The sequence below is a fragment of the Microbacterium sp. PI-1 genome, from assembly GCF_004337555.1.
GTDB classification, from domain to species: domain Bacteria; phylum Actinomycetota; class Actinomycetes; order Actinomycetales; family Microbacteriaceae; genus Microbacterium; species Microbacterium aurugineum.
In genome coordinates, this window is the sequence record NZ_SJYZ01000001.1 from 327,179 (window position 1) to 347,450 (window position 20,272).

Annotated in this window: 15 protein-coding genes; all 15 read right to left on the reverse strand. The window is 68.3% G+C overall.

All coding sequences use genetic code 11. The annotated features are described in order from the left end of the window. Positions 1 to 2: 2 nt before the first annotated feature. Positions 3 to 1,502 carry a transcription antitermination factor NusB gene (locus E0W80_RS01575; protein WP_240740427.1) on the reverse strand — a complete coding sequence of 500 codons (1,500 nt, stop codon included), beginning with the start codon at positions 1,500 to 1,502 and terminating at the stop codon, positions 3 to 5. Next, positions 1,499 to 2,419 (reverse strand): methionyl-tRNA formyltransferase, encoded by a 921-nt coding sequence (fmt, locus tag E0W80_RS01580; RefSeq protein WP_131491041.1) that lies wholly within the window; start codon positions 2,417 to 2,419, stop codon positions 1,499 to 1,501. Before fmt ends, E0W80_RS01575 begins: the two co-directional genes overlap by 4 nt. 18 nt (positions 2,420 to 2,437) lie before the next feature. Beyond that, complete coding sequence (locus tag E0W80_RS01585; RefSeq protein WP_131491042.1) at positions 2,438 to 4,396, reverse strand: primosomal protein N'; 1,959 nt, start codon at positions 4,394 to 4,396, stop codon at positions 2,438 to 2,440. Positions 4,397 to 4,412: 16 nt separating this feature from the next. After that, a complete protein-coding gene (gene metK, locus E0W80_RS01590; protein WP_131491043.1) occupies positions 4,413 to 5,606 on the reverse strand; it encodes a methionine adenosyltransferase in 1,194 nt (397 codons plus the stop codon). An 87-nt stretch (positions 5,607 to 5,693) separates the two neighbouring features. Next, complete coding sequence (gene rpoZ / locus E0W80_RS01595) at positions 5,694 to 5,948, reverse strand: DNA-directed RNA polymerase subunit omega (protein ID WP_017204385.1); 255 nt, start codon at positions 5,946 to 5,948, stop codon at positions 5,694 to 5,696. Between the two features lie 65 nt (positions 5,949 to 6,013). Further along, a complete protein-coding gene (gene gmk, locus E0W80_RS01600) occupies positions 6,014 to 6,925 on the reverse strand; it encodes a guanylate kinase (protein WP_131491044.1) in 912 nt (303 codons plus the stop codon). Further along, complete coding sequence (gene pyrF / locus E0W80_RS01605; protein ID WP_131491045.1) at positions 6,918 to 7,763, reverse strand: orotidine-5'-phosphate decarboxylase; 846 nt, start codon at positions 7,761 to 7,763, stop codon at positions 6,918 to 6,920. Before pyrF ends, gmk begins: the two co-directional genes overlap by 8 nt. Further along, positions 7,760 to 11,047: a carbamoyl-phosphate synthase large subunit gene (gene carB / locus E0W80_RS01610; RefSeq protein WP_131491046.1), complete on the reverse strand. Its 3,288-nt coding sequence runs from the start codon at positions 11,045 to 11,047 to the stop codon at positions 7,760 to 7,762. The genes pyrF and carB overlap by 4 nt, the downstream gene beginning before the upstream one ends. Further along, complete coding sequence (gene carA, locus E0W80_RS01615) at positions 11,047 to 12,225, reverse strand: glutamine-hydrolyzing carbamoyl-phosphate synthase small subunit (protein ID WP_131491047.1); 1,179 nt, start codon at positions 12,223 to 12,225, stop codon at positions 11,047 to 11,049. The genes carB and carA overlap by 1 nt, the downstream gene beginning before the upstream one ends. Next, positions 12,222 to 12,734, reverse strand: coding sequence for a hypothetical protein (locus tag E0W80_RS01620; RefSeq protein WP_047519526.1), 513 nt, complete (start codon positions 12,732 to 12,734; stop codon positions 12,222 to 12,224). The genes carA and E0W80_RS01620 overlap by 4 nt, the downstream gene beginning before the upstream one ends. After that, the gene (locus E0W80_RS01625; protein ID WP_131491048.1) at positions 12,731 to 14,035 is read right to left on the reverse strand and encodes a dihydroorotase; all 1,305 of its coding nucleotides are present in this window, start codon (positions 14,033 to 14,035) and stop codon (positions 12,731 to 12,733) included. Before E0W80_RS01625 ends, E0W80_RS01620 begins: the two co-directional genes overlap by 4 nt. After that, entirely contained in the window at positions 14,032 to 14,997 is a 966-nt protein-coding gene (locus E0W80_RS01630) for an aspartate carbamoyltransferase catalytic subunit (RefSeq protein WP_131491049.1), read from the reverse strand. The genes E0W80_RS01625 and E0W80_RS01630 overlap by 4 nt, the downstream gene beginning before the upstream one ends. After that, positions 14,994 to 15,524 (reverse strand): bifunctional pyr operon transcriptional regulator/uracil phosphoribosyltransferase PyrR, encoded by a 531-nt coding sequence (pyrR, locus tag E0W80_RS01635; RefSeq protein WP_131491050.1) that lies wholly within the window; start codon positions 15,522 to 15,524, stop codon positions 14,994 to 14,996. The genes E0W80_RS01630 and pyrR overlap by 4 nt, the downstream gene beginning before the upstream one ends. 82 nt (positions 15,525 to 15,606) lie before the next feature. Continuing rightward, positions 15,607 to 17,184, reverse strand: coding sequence for a Rieske 2Fe-2S domain-containing protein (locus E0W80_RS01640; RefSeq protein WP_131491051.1), 1,578 nt, complete (start codon positions 17,182 to 17,184; stop codon positions 15,607 to 15,609). Between the two features lie 81 nt (positions 17,185 to 17,265). Then, on the reverse strand, positions 17,266 to 20,226 hold the full coding sequence (locus E0W80_RS01645) for a DEAD/DEAH box helicase (RefSeq protein WP_131491052.1): 2,961 nt from the start codon (positions 20,224 to 20,226) through the stop codon (positions 17,266 to 17,268). Between the last annotated feature and the right edge of the window lie 46 nt (positions 20,227 to 20,272).

Genomic DNA, 20,272 nt, shown 5'->3' on the forward strand with positions numbered 1-20,272 from the left:
TCCTAGTCTTCCTTGCCGGATGAGGTGTTCTCGGTCGATGGGCGCTGCAGGAGCGCGAGGAACATGGCGTCGGTGCCGTGTCGATGCGGCCAGAGCTGGGCGCTGCCGGAGCCGGAACGGCCCTCGACCGCGAGATCGATCGGCGACATCGAGACATCCGCGATCGCCGCACGCGCATCGAGCTCCACGATGTCCGTGCGCGCCCGCAGCACCTCCTGCACGACGCCGGTGGTCTCCGCGAGATGCGGCGAGCACGTCACATAAGCGACGACGCCACCGGGAGCGAGCGCGTCGACCGCAGCGGACAGCAACTCGACCTGCAGCGGGACGAGTTCGGCGACATCCGCCGGCGACTTCCGCCAGCGTGCCTCGGGGCGGCGACGAAGCGCGCCGAGACCCGTGCAGGGCGCATCGACGAGGATCCGGTCGAACTCCCCTGGTCGGGATGCGGCGAGAGCCCGCCCATCCTGCTCGTGGACGACGATGTCACCCGGTACGGCCCGGAGAGCCTTGCGGACGAGTCGCGCGCGGACGGGGACGACCTCGTTCGCCTCCAGCGTGGCGTCATGCTCGAGCGCGATCGCGGCGAGGAGCGCGGTCTTCCCTCCCGGACCCGCGCAGAGGTCGAGCCAGCGCTCCCCCGAGGCGATGGGCGCAGCGCCCGCCAGCGCGAGGGCCACGAGCTGGGAGCCTTCGTCCTGCACGCGCACAGTACCGCCGGAGGCTTCGACCGAGCGCCGGGGGTCGCCCCCAGGAGACGCGAAAGCGGTCGGCGCGTAGGGCAGACGAGGCTCGGCAGGCTCGGCCAGCCCCGGCAACGCGACGAGGGTCACCTCGGGCGAGATGTTGTCGGACTCCAGAAGCGCCTCGAGCTCGTCGCCGCGCCCTTCGGCTGCGAGGGCCCGACGGAGCGCCCTGATGACCCAGACCGGATGCGCGGTGCGCAGTGCCAGCCGCTCGTCATCGGAGCGCGCCTGCTCCTCGATGCGCGCCTGCCAGACCTCTCCCGAGTCGCGGGTGATGCGACGGAGGACGGCGTTCGCGAAGCTCGACGCCCCACGCCCTGATGTCGTCGCCACGAGGTTCACCGACTCGTTCACAGCCGCGTGCGAAGCGACGCGGGTGGCGAGCAGTTGATGCACCGCGAGCCGCAGTGCGTCGAGCACCGCAGGGTCGATGCCGTCCGTCGGGCGGTCGGCTGCCGATGCGATGATCGCGTCATACGTGCCGAGCCTTCGCAACGTTCCGTACGTGAGCTCCGTCGCGAGCGCCGCGTCCTGCGGCGTGAGCCCCGCATCCGCGATCGCGGTCGGGAGCACGAGGTTCGCATAGGCATCGGTCTCGGACACCGCGCGCAGCACGTCGTACGCGACCCGACGGGCGGGTTGAACAGCGCGCACAGGACCACGCCGCACCGATCCCCGTCCCTCGCGGGAAGACTGCCCGGACGGACGTCGTCCCTGCGGCCTCGGGGTGCGACGCTCCGGTCCTTTGCCGCTCATGATCCTGCCTGCAGCTCATCGCCACTGCGCTGCCCGCGCCACCAGTCGACCGCGTTCATCGCTCCCTTGCCGGCCGGCTGCACGCGAGTCACCGCCAGCGCCCCCGATCCCGTCCCGATGAGGAGCGCCTTCTTCGTGCCACGAAAACGTCCGGGAGCGAGGGGCTCCGCATCCGCAGCGGGCACCGCTTCGAGCACCTTGAGCGCCTGACCGCCGACCGTCGTGTGCGCGCCGGGTTCGGGAGTCGCACCTCGAAAACGTGCGAACACCGTGTCGAGCGGCGCGTTCCAATCGAGGAGGCCGTCGGCGTGTGACAGCTTGGCCGCGAAACTCGGCTCCCCCACCTGCGGTCGCGCGTCGGCTGTGCCGTCTGCGATCGCGTCGACCACCTGGGCCGTGAGGTCGGCACCGTCGTGGGCGAGAGTCTCGAGCGCCTCGCCCGCGGTCGCCGTCTCCGCGACCTCGATCTCCCGCGTCGCATAGACGTCGCCCGCATCCAGCTCGGCGACCAGCTGGAAGACACTCGCCCCGAGAACGTCGTCGCCGGCGATGAGCGCTCGTTGCACCGGGGCGGCTCCGCGCCATGCCGGAAGGAGGGAGAAGTGCAGGTTGATCCATCCCCTCGTCGGCATGGACAGGAGCGGCTCGCGGACCAGGCCCCCGTAGGCCACGATCACGCCGAGTTCCACCTCCAGGGCGGCGATCTCCGCGGTCGCGGCGTCGTCGAGCCGCGCGGCCTTGATCACGGGAAGTCCGAGTTCGAGGGCCGCCTGCGCGACCGGAGACGGCGTGAGCACACGCCGACGCCCGAGTGCGGCATCGGGCCGCGTCACGACCGCGGCGATGTCGTGCGAGGTCGCGAGACGACGCAGGGTGGGCACGGCCGCAGCGGGTGTGCCGGCGAAGACGAGGCGCATGAAGGTTCTCCGGAAGGGTCAGAGCTCTGGATCGAGGATATCGAGACGGACCGAGAGTGTGCTCTTCGTCGACCGCCCCTTGCGTCGGCGGCCGCTCACGGCTTCGGCGACCACTGCCGCGCGCAGGGCCGTGGCGACACGGCTGCCGGCGCTGTAGTCGAAACGCACGAGGGCACGTACGCGGGGAGGCATCTCGTCGGACTCGACGGGAACAGGTCCGAGGACGGCATCGCTGGGGAGGGCGAGTTCCTTGAGCGCGGCGAGAGCGTCACCGACGGCGGAAGCCGACCCCTGCACGAGTGCCACGCGCGTCGTGGGCGGCATGTGCAGGGGCGCCCGACTCTCCAGCTCGGCGCGCGCATGGGCCGCGTGGTTCCAGGTCGCGAGCGCCTTGGCCGCTGCGCCGTTCACTCCGACCAGGTGGACGGGCGCTCCGGGCGCAGCGAGGGCCGCGGCGTTCGACCACCAGCGCAGACACGATTCCGCGACACGCAGGTCGGGGGCCTGGAGCATGCGCGGCCCGTCCAGCAGGACGACCGCTCGGTAGCCGCCGTCGGCGATCGGCTCCGCTCCACGGGTCGCGACCACGAGTGCGGGTCTGTCCGTGACGCGTTCGACCGGATGCGCACTGTCGGCGACGATCACGCGGACACCCGGAAAGCCGCGTCCGAGCTCATCGGCGGTGCGTTCGCTCCCGGACGACGCGAGGCGCAGCTTCGTCGAGGAGCACGACGGGCACGTCCACGCGCTCGCACCCCGCCCACACCAGCCGCACACCGGCACGGCCCCACGATGCCGCGCACCGAGTGGTCCCCCGCAGTGCGGGCAGCGTGCGGGTGCTCGGCAGTCGGCGCACACCAAGGATGGCGAGAACCCCGGGCGCGAAACCTGCACGAGGACGGGTCCTTCGGCCGCGGCGTTGCGCGCAGCGAGGAACGCCGATGACGGCATGCGTTGAGCCGTCGGCTGCTCCATCTCCTGTGCCGTGCTGAGGACGACCCGCGGGAGCACGCGACGCGTGGCGCGGACATCCTGCAGCCAACCGAGTACGACGAGGCGCTCGACGTCGGTCGTACGCGAGTGCCCCGCGAACAGCAGTGCGGAGCCCTCGAGCTCTTGTCGGAGGAGCGCCGCGTCACGGGAATTGACGTACGGCGACAGCGGTTCTCCGAGCAACGGGTCGCCATCGTCCCAGATCGCCACCAGCCCGGCGGCCACAGGCGAGTAGACCGCGGAGCGATTGCCGACGACGATGCAGGGAGCGTCCTCGAGTGTGCGCAGAAAGGCCCGATAGCGGTCGGGGTTGGCCTGCCGGGAGTCGTGACGCACCACCGTGCCAGCAGGCACGAGCGGCTCGAGCGCGGCGAGCAGACGATCGAGATCGCGATGGTCCGGAACGACGATGATCGAGGACCGTCCCGACGACAATGTCCGCGCTGCAGCCGAGGCCAAGAGTTTCGCCCACCCCTGCACGCCGTCGAGGAGCTGCGGGATCGCTTCGACCGCGGCGCGTCCTCCGGTATCGAGGATGGCGCCGAGGCCGTCGTAGGCCGCGATGGCTTCCTCCGCGATCTCGCGAGCGGCGGCATCAGGCTGCATTTCCGGCGAGTCCGCGGTCCAGGCCTTCTCGACCCGCACCTGACGCTTGGGGATCACGAGGCGCAGCACGTCCGAGGCCGACCCGGCAGCACGATCGGCGACTCGACGTGCCAGCGTGTAGAGGCGCTCGGGAAGGACGGGCACGGCCGAGACAACGCTCTCGACCTCGGACAGCGGTCGGTCGGCGTCGTCTTCGGTGTCGATCTCGACGATGTATCCGTCGATCACCCGCCCCGCGGTGCGCAACGGCACGCGGACACGGACGCCGAGTGGTACGTCGCCGAGCTCTGCGGGAAGCGCGTAGTCGAAGAGCCGGTCGAGTTGAGGCAGCGGCGAATCGAGGAGCACGCGCGCGATGCGCCGGCTCTCCGGAGGCATCAGGACCGTGGTCCCATCAGAGCCCGGCAGCGCGGCGAAGCTCTTCGGCGCGGTCGGTGCGCTCCCAGGTGAAGTCGGCGAGCTCTCGACCGAAGTGACCGTAGGCCGCGGTCTGGGCGTAGATCGGCCGCAGAAGGTCGAGCTGCTCGATGATCGACTGCGGGCGCAGATCGAACACGTCGGTGATGGCCCGGGTGATCACCTCGTCCGAGACCTTTCCGGTGCCGAAGGTCTCGACGTACAGGCCGACCGGACGCGCGACGCCGATCGCGTAGGCCACCTGGACTTCGAGACGGTCGGCGAGTCCTGCCGCCACCGCGTTCTTGGCCACCCAACGCGTGGCGTAGGCGCCGGAGCGGTCGACCTTCGACGGGTCTTTTCCGCTGAACGCTCCACCGCCGTGGCGCGCTGCCCCGCCATAGGTGTCGATGATGATCTTGCGTCCGGTGAGACCGGCGTCGCCCTTCGGGCCTCCCGTGACGAACGGGCCCGCGGGGTTGATGTAGAGCGTGACGTCGTCGAGGTCGAGGCCCGTCGTGGCGAGGACCGGGTCGATGACGTGCCGGCGCACCTGATCCTGCAGCTCGTCCTGGGAGATCTCCGGGTGATGCTGCGTGGAGACGACGACCGCGTCGACGGTCTTCGGCGTGAAGCCGTCGTAGCCCAGCGTGACCTGAGTCTTGCCGTCGGGGCGCAGGAACGGCAGCACTCCGCTGCGACGGACCTCCGTGAGACGTTCCGCCAGGCGGTGTGCGGTCCAGGCAGCCATCGGCATCAGCTGGGGCGTCTCGTTCGTCGCGAAGCCGAACATGATGCCCTGGTCGCCGGCGCCGAGCCCGTCGAGCGGATCGACGGACGACCCGTCGCGGTGCTCCTGCGCGCTGTCGACGCCGTGGGCGATGTCGGTGGACTGCTCCCCCACCGAGACGCTCACACCGCAGGACGCGCCGTCGAAGCCGGTCTCGCTGGAGGTGTAGCCGATACCGTTCACGACCTGGCGGACGATCGTCGGGATATCGACGTAGGCCTCGGTGCGGATCTCACCGGCGACGTGGACGAGGCCGGTCGTGACGAGCGTCTCGACGGCCACGCGAGAACCGCGGTCCTTCGCGATCAGACCATCGAGGATGCTGTCCGAGATCTGGTCGCAGATCTTGTCCGGATGCCCTTCGGTGACGGACTCGGACGTGAACAGACGCAGCGCGCTCATCGATTCTCCAGAACGGGACGGACAGAAGGGGGTATGGCACCCATTCTGGACTGCGCCTCCGACAGACGGGAGGCGCAGTCTCGAATATCACTCCGCGTGACGCAGGCGGAGCTTGTCCTCGTTGATCTCGTGCAGCGCGATGGTGAGCGGCTTGTCCTCGACGGAGGAATCGACCAGCGGGCCCACGTTGTCGAAGAGGTTGCCCTCGTGCAGGTCCGAGTAGTAGTCGTTGATCTGGCGCGCGCGCTTTGCGGCGTAGATCACGAGCTCGTACTTGGAGTCGACGCGGTCGAGCAGGTTGTCGATGGGGGGATCGATGATGCCGTTGTTGTGTCCGGCCATGGTGAGACCTCCTGATCAGGCGACGGGATCGTCGCGAAGACGGTGCGAAAGGCGCGCGAAGACGCTCAGCGCGCAGAGCTTGAAGACAATTCTACGACCTCGCGGGCCGCGGTGGCGACGTCCTCGTTCACGATCAGGTGATCGAACTCGTTCTGAGCGGCCAGTTCGACCTTCGCGGTACGCAATCGGCGGGCCCTCTCTTCGGCCTCTTCGGTGCCGCGCCCGACCAGTCGATGCACCAGCTCATCCCAGCTCGGCGGCAGCAGGAAGATGAGCGTCGCGGCGGGTTCCGCTCGCCGCACCTGACGCGCCCCCTGCAGGTCGATCTCGAGGAGGACCGTCTTGCCCTCGGCCAAAGCGGCGTCGATCGGTGCGCGCGGGGTGCCGTATCGGGAGCGGTTGTGCACCACCGCGTATTCGAGGAGCTCGTCGTCGGCGATCAGCCGGTCGAACTCCGCGTCGTCCACGAAGTAGTAGTGGACACCGTCGATCTCGCCCGGACGAGGCGGCCGCGTGGTCGCCGAGACCGACAGATGGATCTCCGGGTTGTGCTCACGGATATGCGCGGCCACCGTTCCCTTGCCCACGGCCGTCGGGCCGGCGAGCACGAGCAGGCGACTCCGCTCTCCACGCGGCTCCGGTACCGGGAAGCGTGTGTCGAGCCACGTCTCCAGCGCACGGCGCTGACGTGCGCCGAGGCCTCCGAGACGTTTGACCGGCGAGATGTGGAGCTCCTCCAGGATCCGGTCGCGCTTGCCCGCACCGATGGCGGGGAGAGCCAGCAGGAAGTCGGTGATGCGCATCGACCCCTCGACGGAGTCGGCGTCCGCTGTGGCGCGACGCAGCACCGCCTGCGGCGTGACCACCCGCATCGTCAGGTCGCGCTTGACGGAGGCTCTGGCACGGCGACGTTCGACCGCACGGCGGGCGGCCGCAGCTCGATCGACCTCAGGAACGGTCCGCTGGGCGTCAGACACCGGCCACCTCGAGATACTCGGCCGCGCGTGCGGCGACGGTCCGGGCCAGGTCGACCGGGCCTGCGGAGAGGATGCTGCGGCTCTCGCTCGCGATCACGGCGTCCGACAGCGCACCGAAGCGCGGCCGCAGGTCGGAGGGAGCAGCACCCTGCGCACCGAAGCCCGGAGCCAGGATGGGGGCGACGGGCTCGAAGGGCTCGATACCCGCCGGGGCCCACTCCACGGTGGCACCGATGACGAAGCCGAAGCTCCCCCACTCCCCTGCCGCCACCTGCTCGGCGTTGCGACCCGAGACCTCGGAGATGATCGATGCCGACACGGTCGCGCCGTCGGACGCCGTGGACCGCTGGAGTCCCTCGGCCTGGGGGTTGCTGGTCGCCGCGAGGACGAAGAGCCCCTTGTGGTGCTCTCCGGCGAGGGCGAAGGCCCCGTCGAGGGCTCCCACACCGAGGAAAGGACTCACCGTGAGTGCGTCCGCCTCCAACGGCGAACCCGGCGTGAGCCAGGCGCGCGCGTAGTCATCCATGGTCGACCCGATGTCGCCCCGCTTGGCGTCGGCGATCACGATGAGGCCGGCCGCGCGCGCTGCGGCAAGGACGTCTTCGAGCGCGGCGATTCCCCGGGAGCCGAAGCGCTCGAAGAACGACACCTGCGGCTTCACGAAGCCGACTCTCCCGGTGGCAGCCTCGACGGTCCGCAGGCCGAATTCACGCACGCCCTGCGCGTCGTCCGACAGTCCCCACGACGCGAGCAGCGCGGCGTGGGGGTCGATGCCGACGCAGAGGGGTCCTCGTGCGCCGAGCACGGAGCGGACCCGCTCGCCGAAGCGTGCGCTCACAGTGCCGCCTTCCGGTCCAGCGCGTACTCCTGGAGGCTCTTGACCTGGAAGCCCTCGTGGGCGGCGTCCATTCCGCTCACGGCCGCCCCGAGCACCGCCATCGTGGTGAACAGGGCCTTGTCGGCGGCGACTGCTGCGGCACGGATCTCGTAGCCGTCCGCGCGGGCCGTGCCACCGGAGGGAGTGTTCACGACGATGTCGATCTCCCCCTCGTTGATGAGGTCGACGATGTTCTTCGCGCCGGTCTCCTGTGTCGAGCTGTACTTCTCGACCACGGTGACCGCGATGCCGTTGCGCGAGAGGATCTCTGCGGTGCCCTCGGTCGCGACGATCGTGAAGCCGAGCTGTCGCAGACGGTGCGCGGGAAGGATGACGGCACGCTTGTCCGAGTCGGCGACCGAGATGAACACCGTCCCCGACGTGGGCATGCCCCCGTAGGCCGCGGCCTGACTCTTCGCGAACGCGGTCGGGAAGTCGCGGTCGATCCCCATGACCTCACCGGTGGACCGCATCTCCGGTCCGAGCACGGAGTCGACCGTCTTGCCGTCGGCGGTGCGGAATCGCTTGAACGGAAGCACCGCTTCCTTCACGGACACCGGCGCGTCGAGCGGGACCCGCGAGCCGTCCTGTTCGGGGAGCATGCCTTCGGCGCGCAGCTCGGCGATCGTCGAACCGGTCATCACGCGGCTCGCCGCCTTGGCCATCGGGATGCCGAGTGCCTTCGAGACGAAGGGCACGGTACGGCTGGCGCGCGGGTTCGCCTCGATGACGTAGAGCACTCCGGCGCTGATGGCGAACTGCACGTTGAGCAGTCCGCGTACGCCCACGCCCTTCGCGATGGCGAGCGTGGCCTCCCGCACGCGATCCACGTCGGTGCGGCCGAGCGAGACGGGCGGCAACGTGCAGCTGGAGTCGCCGGAGTGGATCCCGGCCTCTTCGAGGTGCTCCATGACACCACCGACGAACAGGTCGGTGCCGTCGTAGAGGGCGTCCACATCGAGCTCGATCGCGTCGTCGAGGAATCGGTCAACCAGGAGCGGCTTGCCCTCTTCGATCACGACTTCACCCGCGGTGCGCACGAAGTAGTCCCGGAGCGACGCGGTGTCGTAGACGATCTCCATACCGCGGCCGCCGAGCACGAAACTCGGACGCACCAGAACCGGATAGCCGATCTCCTCGGCAATGCGCACAGCGCCCTCGACGTCGATCGCGGTGCCGTTGCGCGGGGCGACCAGACCGGCCTCATCGAGCAGGCGGGAGAAGAGCTCGCGCTCCTCCGCCAGGTCGATCGCCTCGGGGCTGGTGCCGAGCACGGTGTAGCCCGCGGCTTCGATACCCTTCGCGAGGCCGAGCGGCGTCTGACCGCCGAGCTGGCAGACGACACCGAGGATCGTCCCGCTCGCGGCCTCCGCGTCCAGCACCTCCAGCACGTCCTCGAGCGTCAGCGGCTCGAAGTACAGGCGATCCGAGGTGTCGTAGTCGGTCGAGACCGTCTCCGGGTTGCAGTTGACCATGACGGTCTCGAAGCCTGCATCCGACAGCGCGAACGAGGCATGCACGCACGAGTAGTCGAACTCGACACCCTGACCGATGCGGTTGGGACCGGAGCCGATGATGACGACCTTGGTCCGATCGGACGGAGCGACCTCGGTCTCGAAGTCATAGCTCGAGTAGTGGTACGGAGTCAGCGCCGGGAACTCGCCGGCACAGGTGTCCACCGTCTTGTAGACCGGTCGGATCCCGAGACCATGGCGCACCCCGCGCATCTCCGCCTCCGAGGTTCCGCGGAGCTCGGCCAGCTGAGCGTCCGAGAAGCCGTGCTCCTTGGCGTAGCGGAGAGTGGCCGCATCGAGATCGGGCGCCGTGCGCACGATCTCCGCGACCTCGTTGATGAGCACGATCTGGTCGAGGAACCAGGGGTCCATCGCGGTCGCCTCGAAGGCCTGCTCGACCGTGGCGCCCTTGCGCAATGCCTGCTGCAGCGTGACGATACGACCGTCGGTCGGCGTCTTCGAGATCTCGAGCAGCTCCTCCACGGAACGCTCCTCCGCACCCCAGTGGAAGCTCGACCCGCGCTTCTCCAACGAACGGAGCGCCTTCTGCAGGGCGGTCGCGTAGTTGCGGCCGATCGCCATCGCCTCGCCCACGGACTTCATGGTCGTGGTCAGCGTCGCGTCCGCAGCCGGGAACTTCTCGAAGGCGAAGCGCGGGACCTTGACGACCACGTAGTCGAGCGTCGGCTCGAAGCTCGCCGGCGTCACACCGGTGATGTCGTTCGGGATCTCATCGAGGCGGTAGCCCAGGGCCAGCTTGGCTGCGAGCTTCGCGATCGGGAAGCCCGTGGCCTTCGAGGCCAGAGCGCTCGAGCGCGAGACACGCGGGTTCATCTCGATGACGATGATCCGGCCGTTCTTCGGATCGACCGCGAACTGGATGTTGCAGCCTCCGGTGTCGACGCCCACGGCGCGGATGATGTCGATGCCGATGTCGCGCATCTTCTGGTACTCGCGGTCGGTGAGGGTCAGTGCCGGCGCGACCGTGATCGAGTCACCCGTGTGCACGCCGACCGGATCGACGTTCTCGATCGAACAGACGACGACCGTGTTGTCGGCCGTGTCGCGCATGAGCTCGAGCTCGTACTCCTTCCACCCGAGGATCGACTCCTCGAGGAGTACCTCGGTGGTGGGCGAGTCGCGCAGGCCCGCTCCAGCGATGCGACGGAGGTCTTCCTCGTCGTAGGCGAAGCCGGAGCCCAGGCCCCCCATCGTGAAGCTGGGACGGACCACCATCGGGTAGCCGAGCTCGTCCGCGGCGGCCAGCACCTCCTCCATCGTGTGCGCGATGCGGGAGTCTGCCACGTCGGCGCCGGCGTCGAGGACCAGCTGCTTGAAGATCTGGCGGTCCTCGCCCTTGTTGATCGCCTCGAAGTTGGCGCCGATGAGCTCGACGTCGTACTTCTCGAGGATGCCGTGGTTGTGGAGCTCGATCGCGGCGTTGAGCGCGGTCTGTCCACCGAGGGTCGGCAGGATCGCGTCGGGGCGCTCCTTGGCGATGATCGTCTCGATGACCTCCCACGTGATCGGCTCGATGTAGGTCGCATCGGCGAAGTCGGGGTCGGTCATGATCGTGGCGGGGTTGGAGTTGACCAGGATGACCCGGACTCCCTCCTCGCGCAGCACACGACAGGCCTGAGTACCGGAGTAGTCGAACTCGCAGGCCTGGCCGATGACGATCGGGCCGGAACCGATGACGAGGACGGAGTTGATGTCGTCGCGCTTGGGCATTACTTGGAGTCCTTCTGGCTGGCGATGACCAGGTCGCGGAACCTGTCGAAGAGATAGTTGGCGTCGTGCGGGCCCGCTGCCGCCTCGGGGTGGTACTGCACCGAGAAGGCCGGGATGTCGAGAGCGCGGAGTCCCTCGACGACGTTGTCGTTCAGCCCGACATGGCTGACCTCGACCTTGCCGTACCCGTTCGGGCTGTCGAAGGTCCCCTCGATCGGAGCTTCGACGGCGAAGCCGTGGTTGTGGGCGGTGATCTCCACCTTGCCGGTCTGCTTGTCGAGCACGGGCTGGTTGATGCCGCGGTGGCCGAACGGCAGCTTGTAGGTGCCGAGACCCAGCGCACGGCCCAGGAGCTGGTTGCCGAAGCAGATGCCGAAGAACGGCAGCCCGTCGTCGAGCACCGCACGCAGCAGCTCGACGTGATCGCCCGAGGCCGCGGGGTCACCAGGGCCGTTCGAATAGAAGACGGCGACGGGGTCCACGGCTCTGATCTCATCGATGGTCACGTTCTGCGGGAGTACGTGCACCTCGAAGCCGCGGGCCGCGAGATTGTCGATCGTCGCCTGCTTCACACCGAGGTCGAGCACGGCGAGGTTGCCGATCCGCTCCCCCATCGCGGTCGTCACGGTCGCGACGTCGACGGAGACCTCGGCGGACAGATTGCGTCCCGCCATCTCGGGTGCCTCGCGGACGATGCGCACCTGCTCCTCGGGGTCGAGCGACGCATCGGCGCCGGAGAAGATGCCGCCGCGCATGGAGCCGGCTGAGCGGATGTGGCGCGTGATCGAACGGGTGTCGACCCCGCTGATGCCCACCACGCCGTCCTGGACGAGCACATCGTCGAGCGACGCGTTGGCGCGCCAGTTCGAGACGACGCGCGAAGGGTCGCGCACGATGTACCCGGAGACCCAGATGCGACGCGACTCGGCGTCTTCGTCGTTCATGCCGGTGTTGCCGATGTGCGGTGCCGTCTGCAGGACGATCTGGCCCGCGTACGAGGGGTCCGTGATGGTCTCCTGGTATCCGGACATGCCGGTCGCGAAGACGACTTCGCCGAGGGTGCGTCCGCGTGCGCCGTAGGCGCGTCCGGCGTGACGCGTGCCGTCCTCCAGGACGAGCACGGCGGGGTCGGGCAGCTGGGCCGCGGGGGCCTGCCCGGCGGGTGTCGAGAGAGTCATGACTTTGCTCCTGTGTCGGGGGCGGCGGGGACGAGCCGCTGCAGGTCGGAGATGAGGTTCTGAGGCTCACCGGTGGCGAGGCGCAGGTAGCTGTCGACGACGGTGTCGTCGGCGATCTTCCAGGCGATGCGCACGAGGCCGCCGGGCTCGACCACGCGGTCGATCGTGACGGTGGCACGATCGACGGTGACGAGCCGGTCGTTCGCGAGGAAGACCGTCGGGGTTCCGTCGAGGCAGAGGGCGATGCCGCGATCCGTGAGGGCGAGCTCGCCGCGTGCCCGATACGCGAGAGGGGACACCGCGAGGCGTTCGAGCGGCTGCTCGTGTCGTGTCGTCGACACGTACAGCACCTCGTCGCGGCGGACGATCTCCGCATGCTCAGGGACTCCGAGCGGCGCCGTGAACACGGAATCGCGGCGCATTCGTCGTCGCCAGGCGAAGAGCATCGCCAGCAGAATCAGGAGCGCCACCGCGATCATGATCGCGACGGCGAGGTCCCGAGCGCTCATGCGCGGAGCTCCTCGACGACGTGTCCGCCGTCGACGGTGAGGGTGCCGCCGTGGATGGTGTACTCCACGCGTCCGGGGAGCGTCCGGCCGAGGTAGGGCGAGTTCACGCTCCGGCCGTGGAGATCCGCCTCCGTGAAGACGCCGTCGACAGAAGCGTCATACAGCGTGAGGTGGGCCGGCTGTCCGACGCCGAGCGGAGTGCCGTGGCCGGCGAGCCTACCGATGCGTGCCGGTGTCGAACTCATGACGCGCGCGACGTCGGACCATTCGAGCAGCCCGGTCTGCACCATCGACTGATGCACCACGCGGAGCGCGCTCTCGAGGCCCACCATGCCGTTCGCCGCTGCCTGCCACTCGCACGCCTTGTTCTCGCTCGGATGCGGAGCGTGATCGGTGGCCACGATGTCGATCGTTCCGTCGGCGAGGCCCTCGCGCACGGCGTGCACATCCTCTTCGCGGCGCAGCGGCGGATTGACCTTGTAGCGAGCGTCGTAGCCGCGCACGAGCTCGTCGGTCAGCAACAGGTGGTGCGGGGTGACCTCAGCGGTGACGTCGATGCCGCGCTTCTTGGCCCAGCGGATGATGTCGACCGACCCTGCCGTCGAGAGGTGACAGACGTGCAGGCGGGATCCCACGTGCTCGGCCAGTAGCACGTCGCGGGCGATGATCGACTCCTCCGCCACCGCGGGCCAGCCGCTCAGACCGAGTTCGGCCGACACGATGCCTTCGTTCATCTGGGCACCCTCGGTGAGACGAGGATCCTGAGCGTGCTGGGCGATGACGCCGCCGAAGGACTTCACGTACTCCAGCGCACGGCGCATGATGAGCGGATCGAACACGCAGAAGCCGTCGTCGCTGAAGACGCGCACCTTCGCGCGGGACGACGCCATCGCTCCCAGTTCCGCGAGACGCTCGCCCTTCTGCCCGACCGTGACGGCGCCGATGGGCTGCACGGTGGCATAACCGGCGGCCTCGCCCAGGCCGAGCTCCTGCTCGACCACTCCGGCGGTGTCCGCCACGGGAGAAGTGTTGGGCATCGCGAACACCGCGGTGAAACCACCGGCGGCTGCGGCCCTCGTCCCGGTGAGGATCGTCTCCGACGCTTCATAGCCGGGTTCGCGCAGATGCGTGTGCAGGTCGACGAGCCCGGGCAGGGCCACGAGCCCCGCGCCGTCGATGATGCGCGCACCGGCGCGATGCAATCGCTGACCGATGTCGGCGATGCGGCCGTCTTCGATGATGATGTCGGCGCTCTCGGCACCGAGCAACTGTGCGCCAGTGATGACGAGGGTCTCGCTCACAGGTCTCCCCCTCGTTCGTCGTCTCGTTCTCCTGCCAGCAGCAGGTACAGCACCGCCATGCGGACGGACACCCCGTTCGTCACCTGTTCCAGCACCGTCGAGCGGGGGGAATCGGCAGCTTCCGAAGAGATCTCCAGTCCCCGGTTCATGGGTCCGGGGTGCATGACAATGCTACCTGCCGGAAGACCGCCCACACGCCGTGCGTCCAGGCCCCAGCGGCGGGAATACTCCCGCTCAGTCGGGAAATACGCCGCGTTCATCCGTTCCAGCTGGATACGCAGCATCATCACGGCGTCCGGGTCCTCCGCCAGCGCCCGATCGAGGTCGTATTCGACCCGCACCGGCCAGAGAGACACGTTCTGCGGCACCAACGTGGGCGGTGCCACCAGGGTGACGTCGGCACCCAACGTGGTGAGCAGCCAGACGTTGGAACGGGCAACGCGGGAGTGCAGCACGTCACCGACGATCACGACCCGCAGCCCGCTGAGGTCCCGTCCTCGGCTGTCGCCACCGAAGCGACGCTTGCGGATGGTGAAAGCGTCGAGCAGCGCCTGCGTCGGGTGCTCGTGGGTGCCGTCCCCGGCATTCACCACGCCGGCCGAGATCCAGCCGCTGGTGGCGAGGGTCTGCGGCGCTCCGGAGCCGGGGTGCCGGACCACGACCGCGTCGGCGCCGATCGCCTCGAGCGTCTGCGCCGTGTCTTTCAGGCTCTCGCCTTTGGAGACGCTGGAGCCCTTCGCGGCGAAGTTGATCACATCGGCGGAGAGACGCTTGGCGGCTGCCTCGAACGAGATGCGCGTGCGGGTCGAGTCCTCGAAGAAGAGGTTCACGACGGTCTTGCCGCGCAGTGTCGGGAGCTTCTTGACCTCGCGGGACTGCGTGTCCGACATGTCTTCGGCGACATCGAGGATGCGCAGTGCGGTCGCCCGATCGAGGGTGCGGGTGTCGAGGAGATGCCTCATTCGCCGATCGTCACCTCCTCGGCCCCGTCGTTCTCGAAGAGGCGCACATTGACGCGCTCCGTACGCGCGGAGGGGATGTTCTTGCCGATGAAGTCCGGCCGGATCGGAAGTTCACGATGCCCGCGGTCGACCAGGATCGCCAGCCGGACGACAGCGGGGCGGCCGATCGACTGGATCGCGTCCAGTGCGGCCCGGATGCTCCGCCCGGAGAAGAGCACATCATCGACGAGCACGACCGTCTTGCCGTCGATGCCGCCGACCGGGATCTCCGTGGGCTGCGGCGACCGGGTCGGGTGCTTGGCGAGGTCATCCCGGAAGAGGGTGACATCGAGAGCGCCGACGGGAACGGACTGTTGAGCGATCTCGCTGATCAGCAGCCCGAGGCGATGGGCGAGAGTGACGCCGCGGGTCGGAATTCCCAGCAGCACGAGGTTCTCGGCTCCTCGATTGGATTCGAGGATCTCGTGCGCGATACGGGTCAGCGCGCGTGAGATGTCGGCTTCGTGCAGCACGGTGCGCATGCTCATCGGCCGCTCCCTTCTCCGCCTCACAGGACGGTGTTAAAGGTTGCTAGTCAGGCCAGTCTATCGGAGCGCGGACTCTCCGCGATCAGCTCGCCTCCTGCAGCACGGGATCGGTGACGTCGTCGACCTTGGCGGAACGGATCGGGTGCCCGGCCGTGGAGAGGCATCGACCGGTCTTCAGGTCCCACTTCCAGTCGTGCATGCTGCAGGTGAGGATCCCGTCCTCGTCGACGGTGCCCGTTCGGGTGAGGTCGGCGCGCAGGTGCGGGCAGCGCCGCTGGACGACCCAGTCCCCGATCTCCGCATCCTCCGTCTGATCCGTCTGCTCCTGATACCAGTTCTCGACGTACTCGATCCGGTCGACCGAGAGGCACTTGAGGAACGTGGTGAGGAACTCGTTGAACTTGCCGCTGCGCCCCACCGAGAACTGCATCGAGAGGAAGATCGAGTTCGACCAGTCGATCTCGTGATCGACGATGTTCGTGGAGACGAGATCTGCGGGGATGGTGTACCAGTACACGCACTCCTCCCCCGCGTACTCGCGGACCTTCGCACGAGGGAAGTCGACGACCATGTCGAGCTCGCCGATGCGGAAGCGCACACATCCGCCGACGCCCAACCGGATCGTGCGGGACTTCTTCAGCAGCGGCTCCCACCAGGTCTTGATCGCCTCGAGCATCTCGGCCGGGGGGATGATCTCGGCACGAGACGCCTCTTCGTCGCGGATCTCCTGCTGCCGGCTCGCGCGCTGCTCCTCGAGGTACTCCCACTTCTCGTCGAAGATGTGAGCGATCTCGGCGTCGGTGTAGAGCGTCTGCTCGGAGGTGACGTTGCCTCCCTCGACCGTGACGACGGTCCCGGGGATGAACAGCTGACCGTCGTACTGCGGAGCGAGCTCCTTCATGTGCGCGAGGAACTGTTTCTGGTCCGTGAAGATCGATTCGCCGTTCTTGCCCAGACCGTTGAAGTCGAACAGATCGTCGCGCAGGAACATCGGCGGACCGGCCATCGGGAAGACGTGCGGAGCATCGACCTTCTCGATGTAGTACATGGCGCGCTTGTTCTGCGCTTCGCGCTTGAGGCGGGCGAAGTTCTGCTTCGCGTCGAGCGGCAGGTCGTAGACCATGGGCCACCAGATGGCACCGGAGACCTGGGTGAAGTAGGCGTCGGGCGTGCCGAAGTCGAGCAGCTTCTCGAGGTCGAGCGGATGCGAGTCGTTCTGATTGAGCACCGAACCGGTGCCGTCGTCGACGCTCAACGAGGAGTCGCCGATCGGTCCGTCGCTGGGAGCGCGCAGCGGCGTGATCATCATCTTGAGGTCGCCGCGCTGGATCACCTGACCTGCCGGAGCGTAGGTGATGTTCGTGTAGCCGAGCGCGCGGATGTCCTTCTCGAGATCATCGGTCGGGTACTCCGGGAGCAGCACCTCGATGTCCTTGCGGATGTAGCGCTCGAGGAGACGCGGATCGAAGTGGTCGCGGTGGCGGTGCGAGATCCAGAGGAAGTCGGCTTCGCGGCCGAATCGCTCCCAATCCAGCCCCCGGTTGTCCGGGAACGGGAACCAGGATCCGTAGAAGGAGGGTCCGAGAACCGGGTCGCAGATGATGTTCCCGCCCACGGTCTCGATGAACATCCCGGCGTGGCCGAGTCCGGTGATCCGCATTGCATTCCTCCCGAAAGTGAACCGTTCGATTGTACCGAGGGCTCCCTGTGCGGCCGGTCGACCGAGCCGGGAGTATTCATCTCACCCCTCGAACAAGCCGCGGATGTCGTCGGCGGTCAGCGATTGTGCGAACAGCGCTTCCTCATCGAGGACGGCGGTGAACAATCGGGCCTTGCGGCGCTGCAGCTCGAGCACCTTCTCTTCGATGGTCCCGGTGGAGATCATCCGGTAGACGAACACCTGACGGTCCTGTCCGATGCGGTGCGTGCGGTCGATCGCCTGCGCCTCCGCCGCGGGATTCCACCACGGGTCGAGGAGGAACACGTAGTCGGCTTCGGTCAGCGTGAGGCCGAATCCCCCTGCCTTCAAGCTGATCAGGAACACCGGCTGCTCCCCGGCGGTGAATCCGTCGACCACCTTCTGGCGATGCCTGGTCGTCCCGTCCAGATGGGCGTATGGGATTCCCGCGGCATCCAGGCGGGCTGCGGCCAGGTCGAGGAAGGACGTGAACTGACTGAACACCAGGGCCCGGTGGCCCTCGGCCTGGAGCTCGATCACCCTCTCGAGGAGGACGTCGAGCTTGCGCGAACCGATCTTCGCGTCTTCCGGGTCGATGAGACCGGGAGCGAGGCTGAGCATGCGCATCAGGGTGAGCGAGCGGAACACGATGAAGCGGTTGCGATCGAGGTCTTCGAGTAAGCCCAGCACCTTCTGACGTTCCCGCTGCAGCACCGTCTCGTACAGGGCACGGTGGGAGGCACCGAGCTCGACCTCGAGGATCTGCTCCTGCTTCGCAGGGAGTTCCGGAGCGACGATCTCCTTCGTGCGCCGCAGCAGCAACGGGCGTATCCGTCGTCGCAACTGCGCGAGGCGTCGTTGCCGGTACTCGCCGCCCTCCTCGTTCTCCGGCACCTTGCCCTGCTCGATCGGCTGGATGTACCGCTCGCGGAATTTCCGCGCCGACGGGAAGAGTCCGGGCGCCGTGAGCTTCAACAGTGCCCATAGCTCGCTGAGGCTGTTCTCCATCGGGGTTCCGGTGACGGCGAAGGTCACATCGGCCGAGAAGGAGGCGACGGCGCGGTGCAGCTTCGTCGCGGGGTTCTTGACGAACTGCGCCTCGTCGAGGATGAGCCCCGCCCAATCCACAGCCGCGTACTCGGCCTCGTCGAGCCGGGCGACGGCATAGGTCGTGATCACGAGGTCGGTCTCGCCGAGGTGGTCGACCAACCCGGGACCCTGGGTGCTCGCCCGGAGCAGCACCCGAAGCGAGGGCGTGAATCGAGCGGCCTCGCTCCGCCAGGTGGCCAGCACGGAGGTGGGTACGACGACCAGGAACGGGCGATGCTCCCCCGCCTCCCTGGCGTGTGCGATGAGTGCGAGGAGCTGGAGCGTCTTGCCGAGTCCCATGTCATCGGCGAGGATTCCTCCCAGGCCGTGGTTCCAGAGGAATGCGAGCCAATCCAGCCCCTCCTTCTGGTACGGCCGCAGCGTGGCGTTCATCGCCGGCGGCACCGGAACCGAGGGCACGGAGGAAGCACGACGCAGAGCGTCGGCGGTGGCGCGCCAGGTGACGGCCGGGAGAGCCTCGTCGGCGAGGTCCTCGAACTCCTCCCAGAGGTCGGTCTGATACCGGCTGATCCGAGGACCCGTCTCCCACTCGTCGAGCGCGCCCGCTTCGTCGATGAGCTCACGCAGGTGATCGAGGGCACGATGGTTCAGCGAGAAGTAGCTGCCGTCGACGAGGAGGAGCTTCTTCCGACCGGTGCTCAGCGCCGTGAACAGCGGTTCGAACGGGATCGTGCGCCCATCGATCTTGACCAGCACACCGAGGTCGAACCAGTCCGGATCCGTGCTCTCCACGGTCGACACGGTGATCTCCGGTTCGCCCGTCAGCTCGTGATAGCTCTTGCGCCGACCCGAGACCACGACCGTGACGCCCTGGGCTTCGAGAGCGGGGACGATCCGGGTGACGAACTCGGCTGCCGCGACGTCGTGGAACGAGCCCGCTGCCTGGAGAGCCTCCCCCAGATGCTCGGTCCAGACGCTCTGAAGCGCGTCGCGGTGCGCCGCCTCCGCCGTGGTGTCGCGCACCGCATGGTCGCTGGCGGCGAACGGAACCCGTCCGAATCCGCGATACTCCCACGCGAAGGTATAGGAGACCGTGTCACCCCGACGGAACGACAGCTCCAGCACGGCATGAGGTGCGGGCAGCGCAGGCAGTTCGACACGGTCTGCGGAGCGCACGGCGATCCGACGCCCGAGCAGCGGATACGCATCCTGGAAGAACGCCGCTTCGTCGCCCGCCGGAACCTCGAGACCCGCCGCGGGACCGATCAGGGCGTGGACGGGCTCGCTGAGCGGCACCTCGGCGAGTGTCACGTGCAGGCGCGTGCCGTGCTGCGCGATCTCGTACACGCCGCTGCGACCGATCGCCCGGACGTCCCGGGGCTCGACCTTGCGGCCGTCGATCGTGATGTCGGGGCGCACCACGAGTCCTCCGTCCTCGGCGCGTCCGATCGTCGCGCCGATCATGGCCTGCTCCGCCACGGCGACGCTCGTGTTCTTCTGCGTGGCGACGAGCGGTATCCCGAGGTCCGCAGCGGTTCGCAGGTGCCCCCACAGCAGGCCGGATTCGATCAGATCGGCGACCAGCCAGTCACCGGCAGTACCCGACAAGAGAGTGTCCCGGGCGATGCTCAGCAGGTCGGCGAACCACCGCGATCGATCCCGCCCATATTGCGAAGACGAACGCCGCACCGCGTCCCACGTCGCAGACCCCTGCACCCAGGCATCCGTCGCGGCGCTTCGCTCGAGCGGGCGGATCCCGAGAAGGATCTCCCCCGTGCGCTTCGCCACGTCGCGGGCGGTGGCCGTACGCTGCGGGCGCGAGGCCCAGGGGTTCGCCCCGCGTCCGTCGCGCACCCGCAACTCGACACCGAGCGCGAGGGGCGTCTTCGCGTCGTCACGCGAAGGACCGAGGATTGTACGCCAGTCTGCGTACGGCGGCCCCTCGGATCGGGACGGTTCGAACGGAAGAGCCATGCTTCCATCCTCTCCGCCACCGCCGACAGTACGACGCGTCGGACGG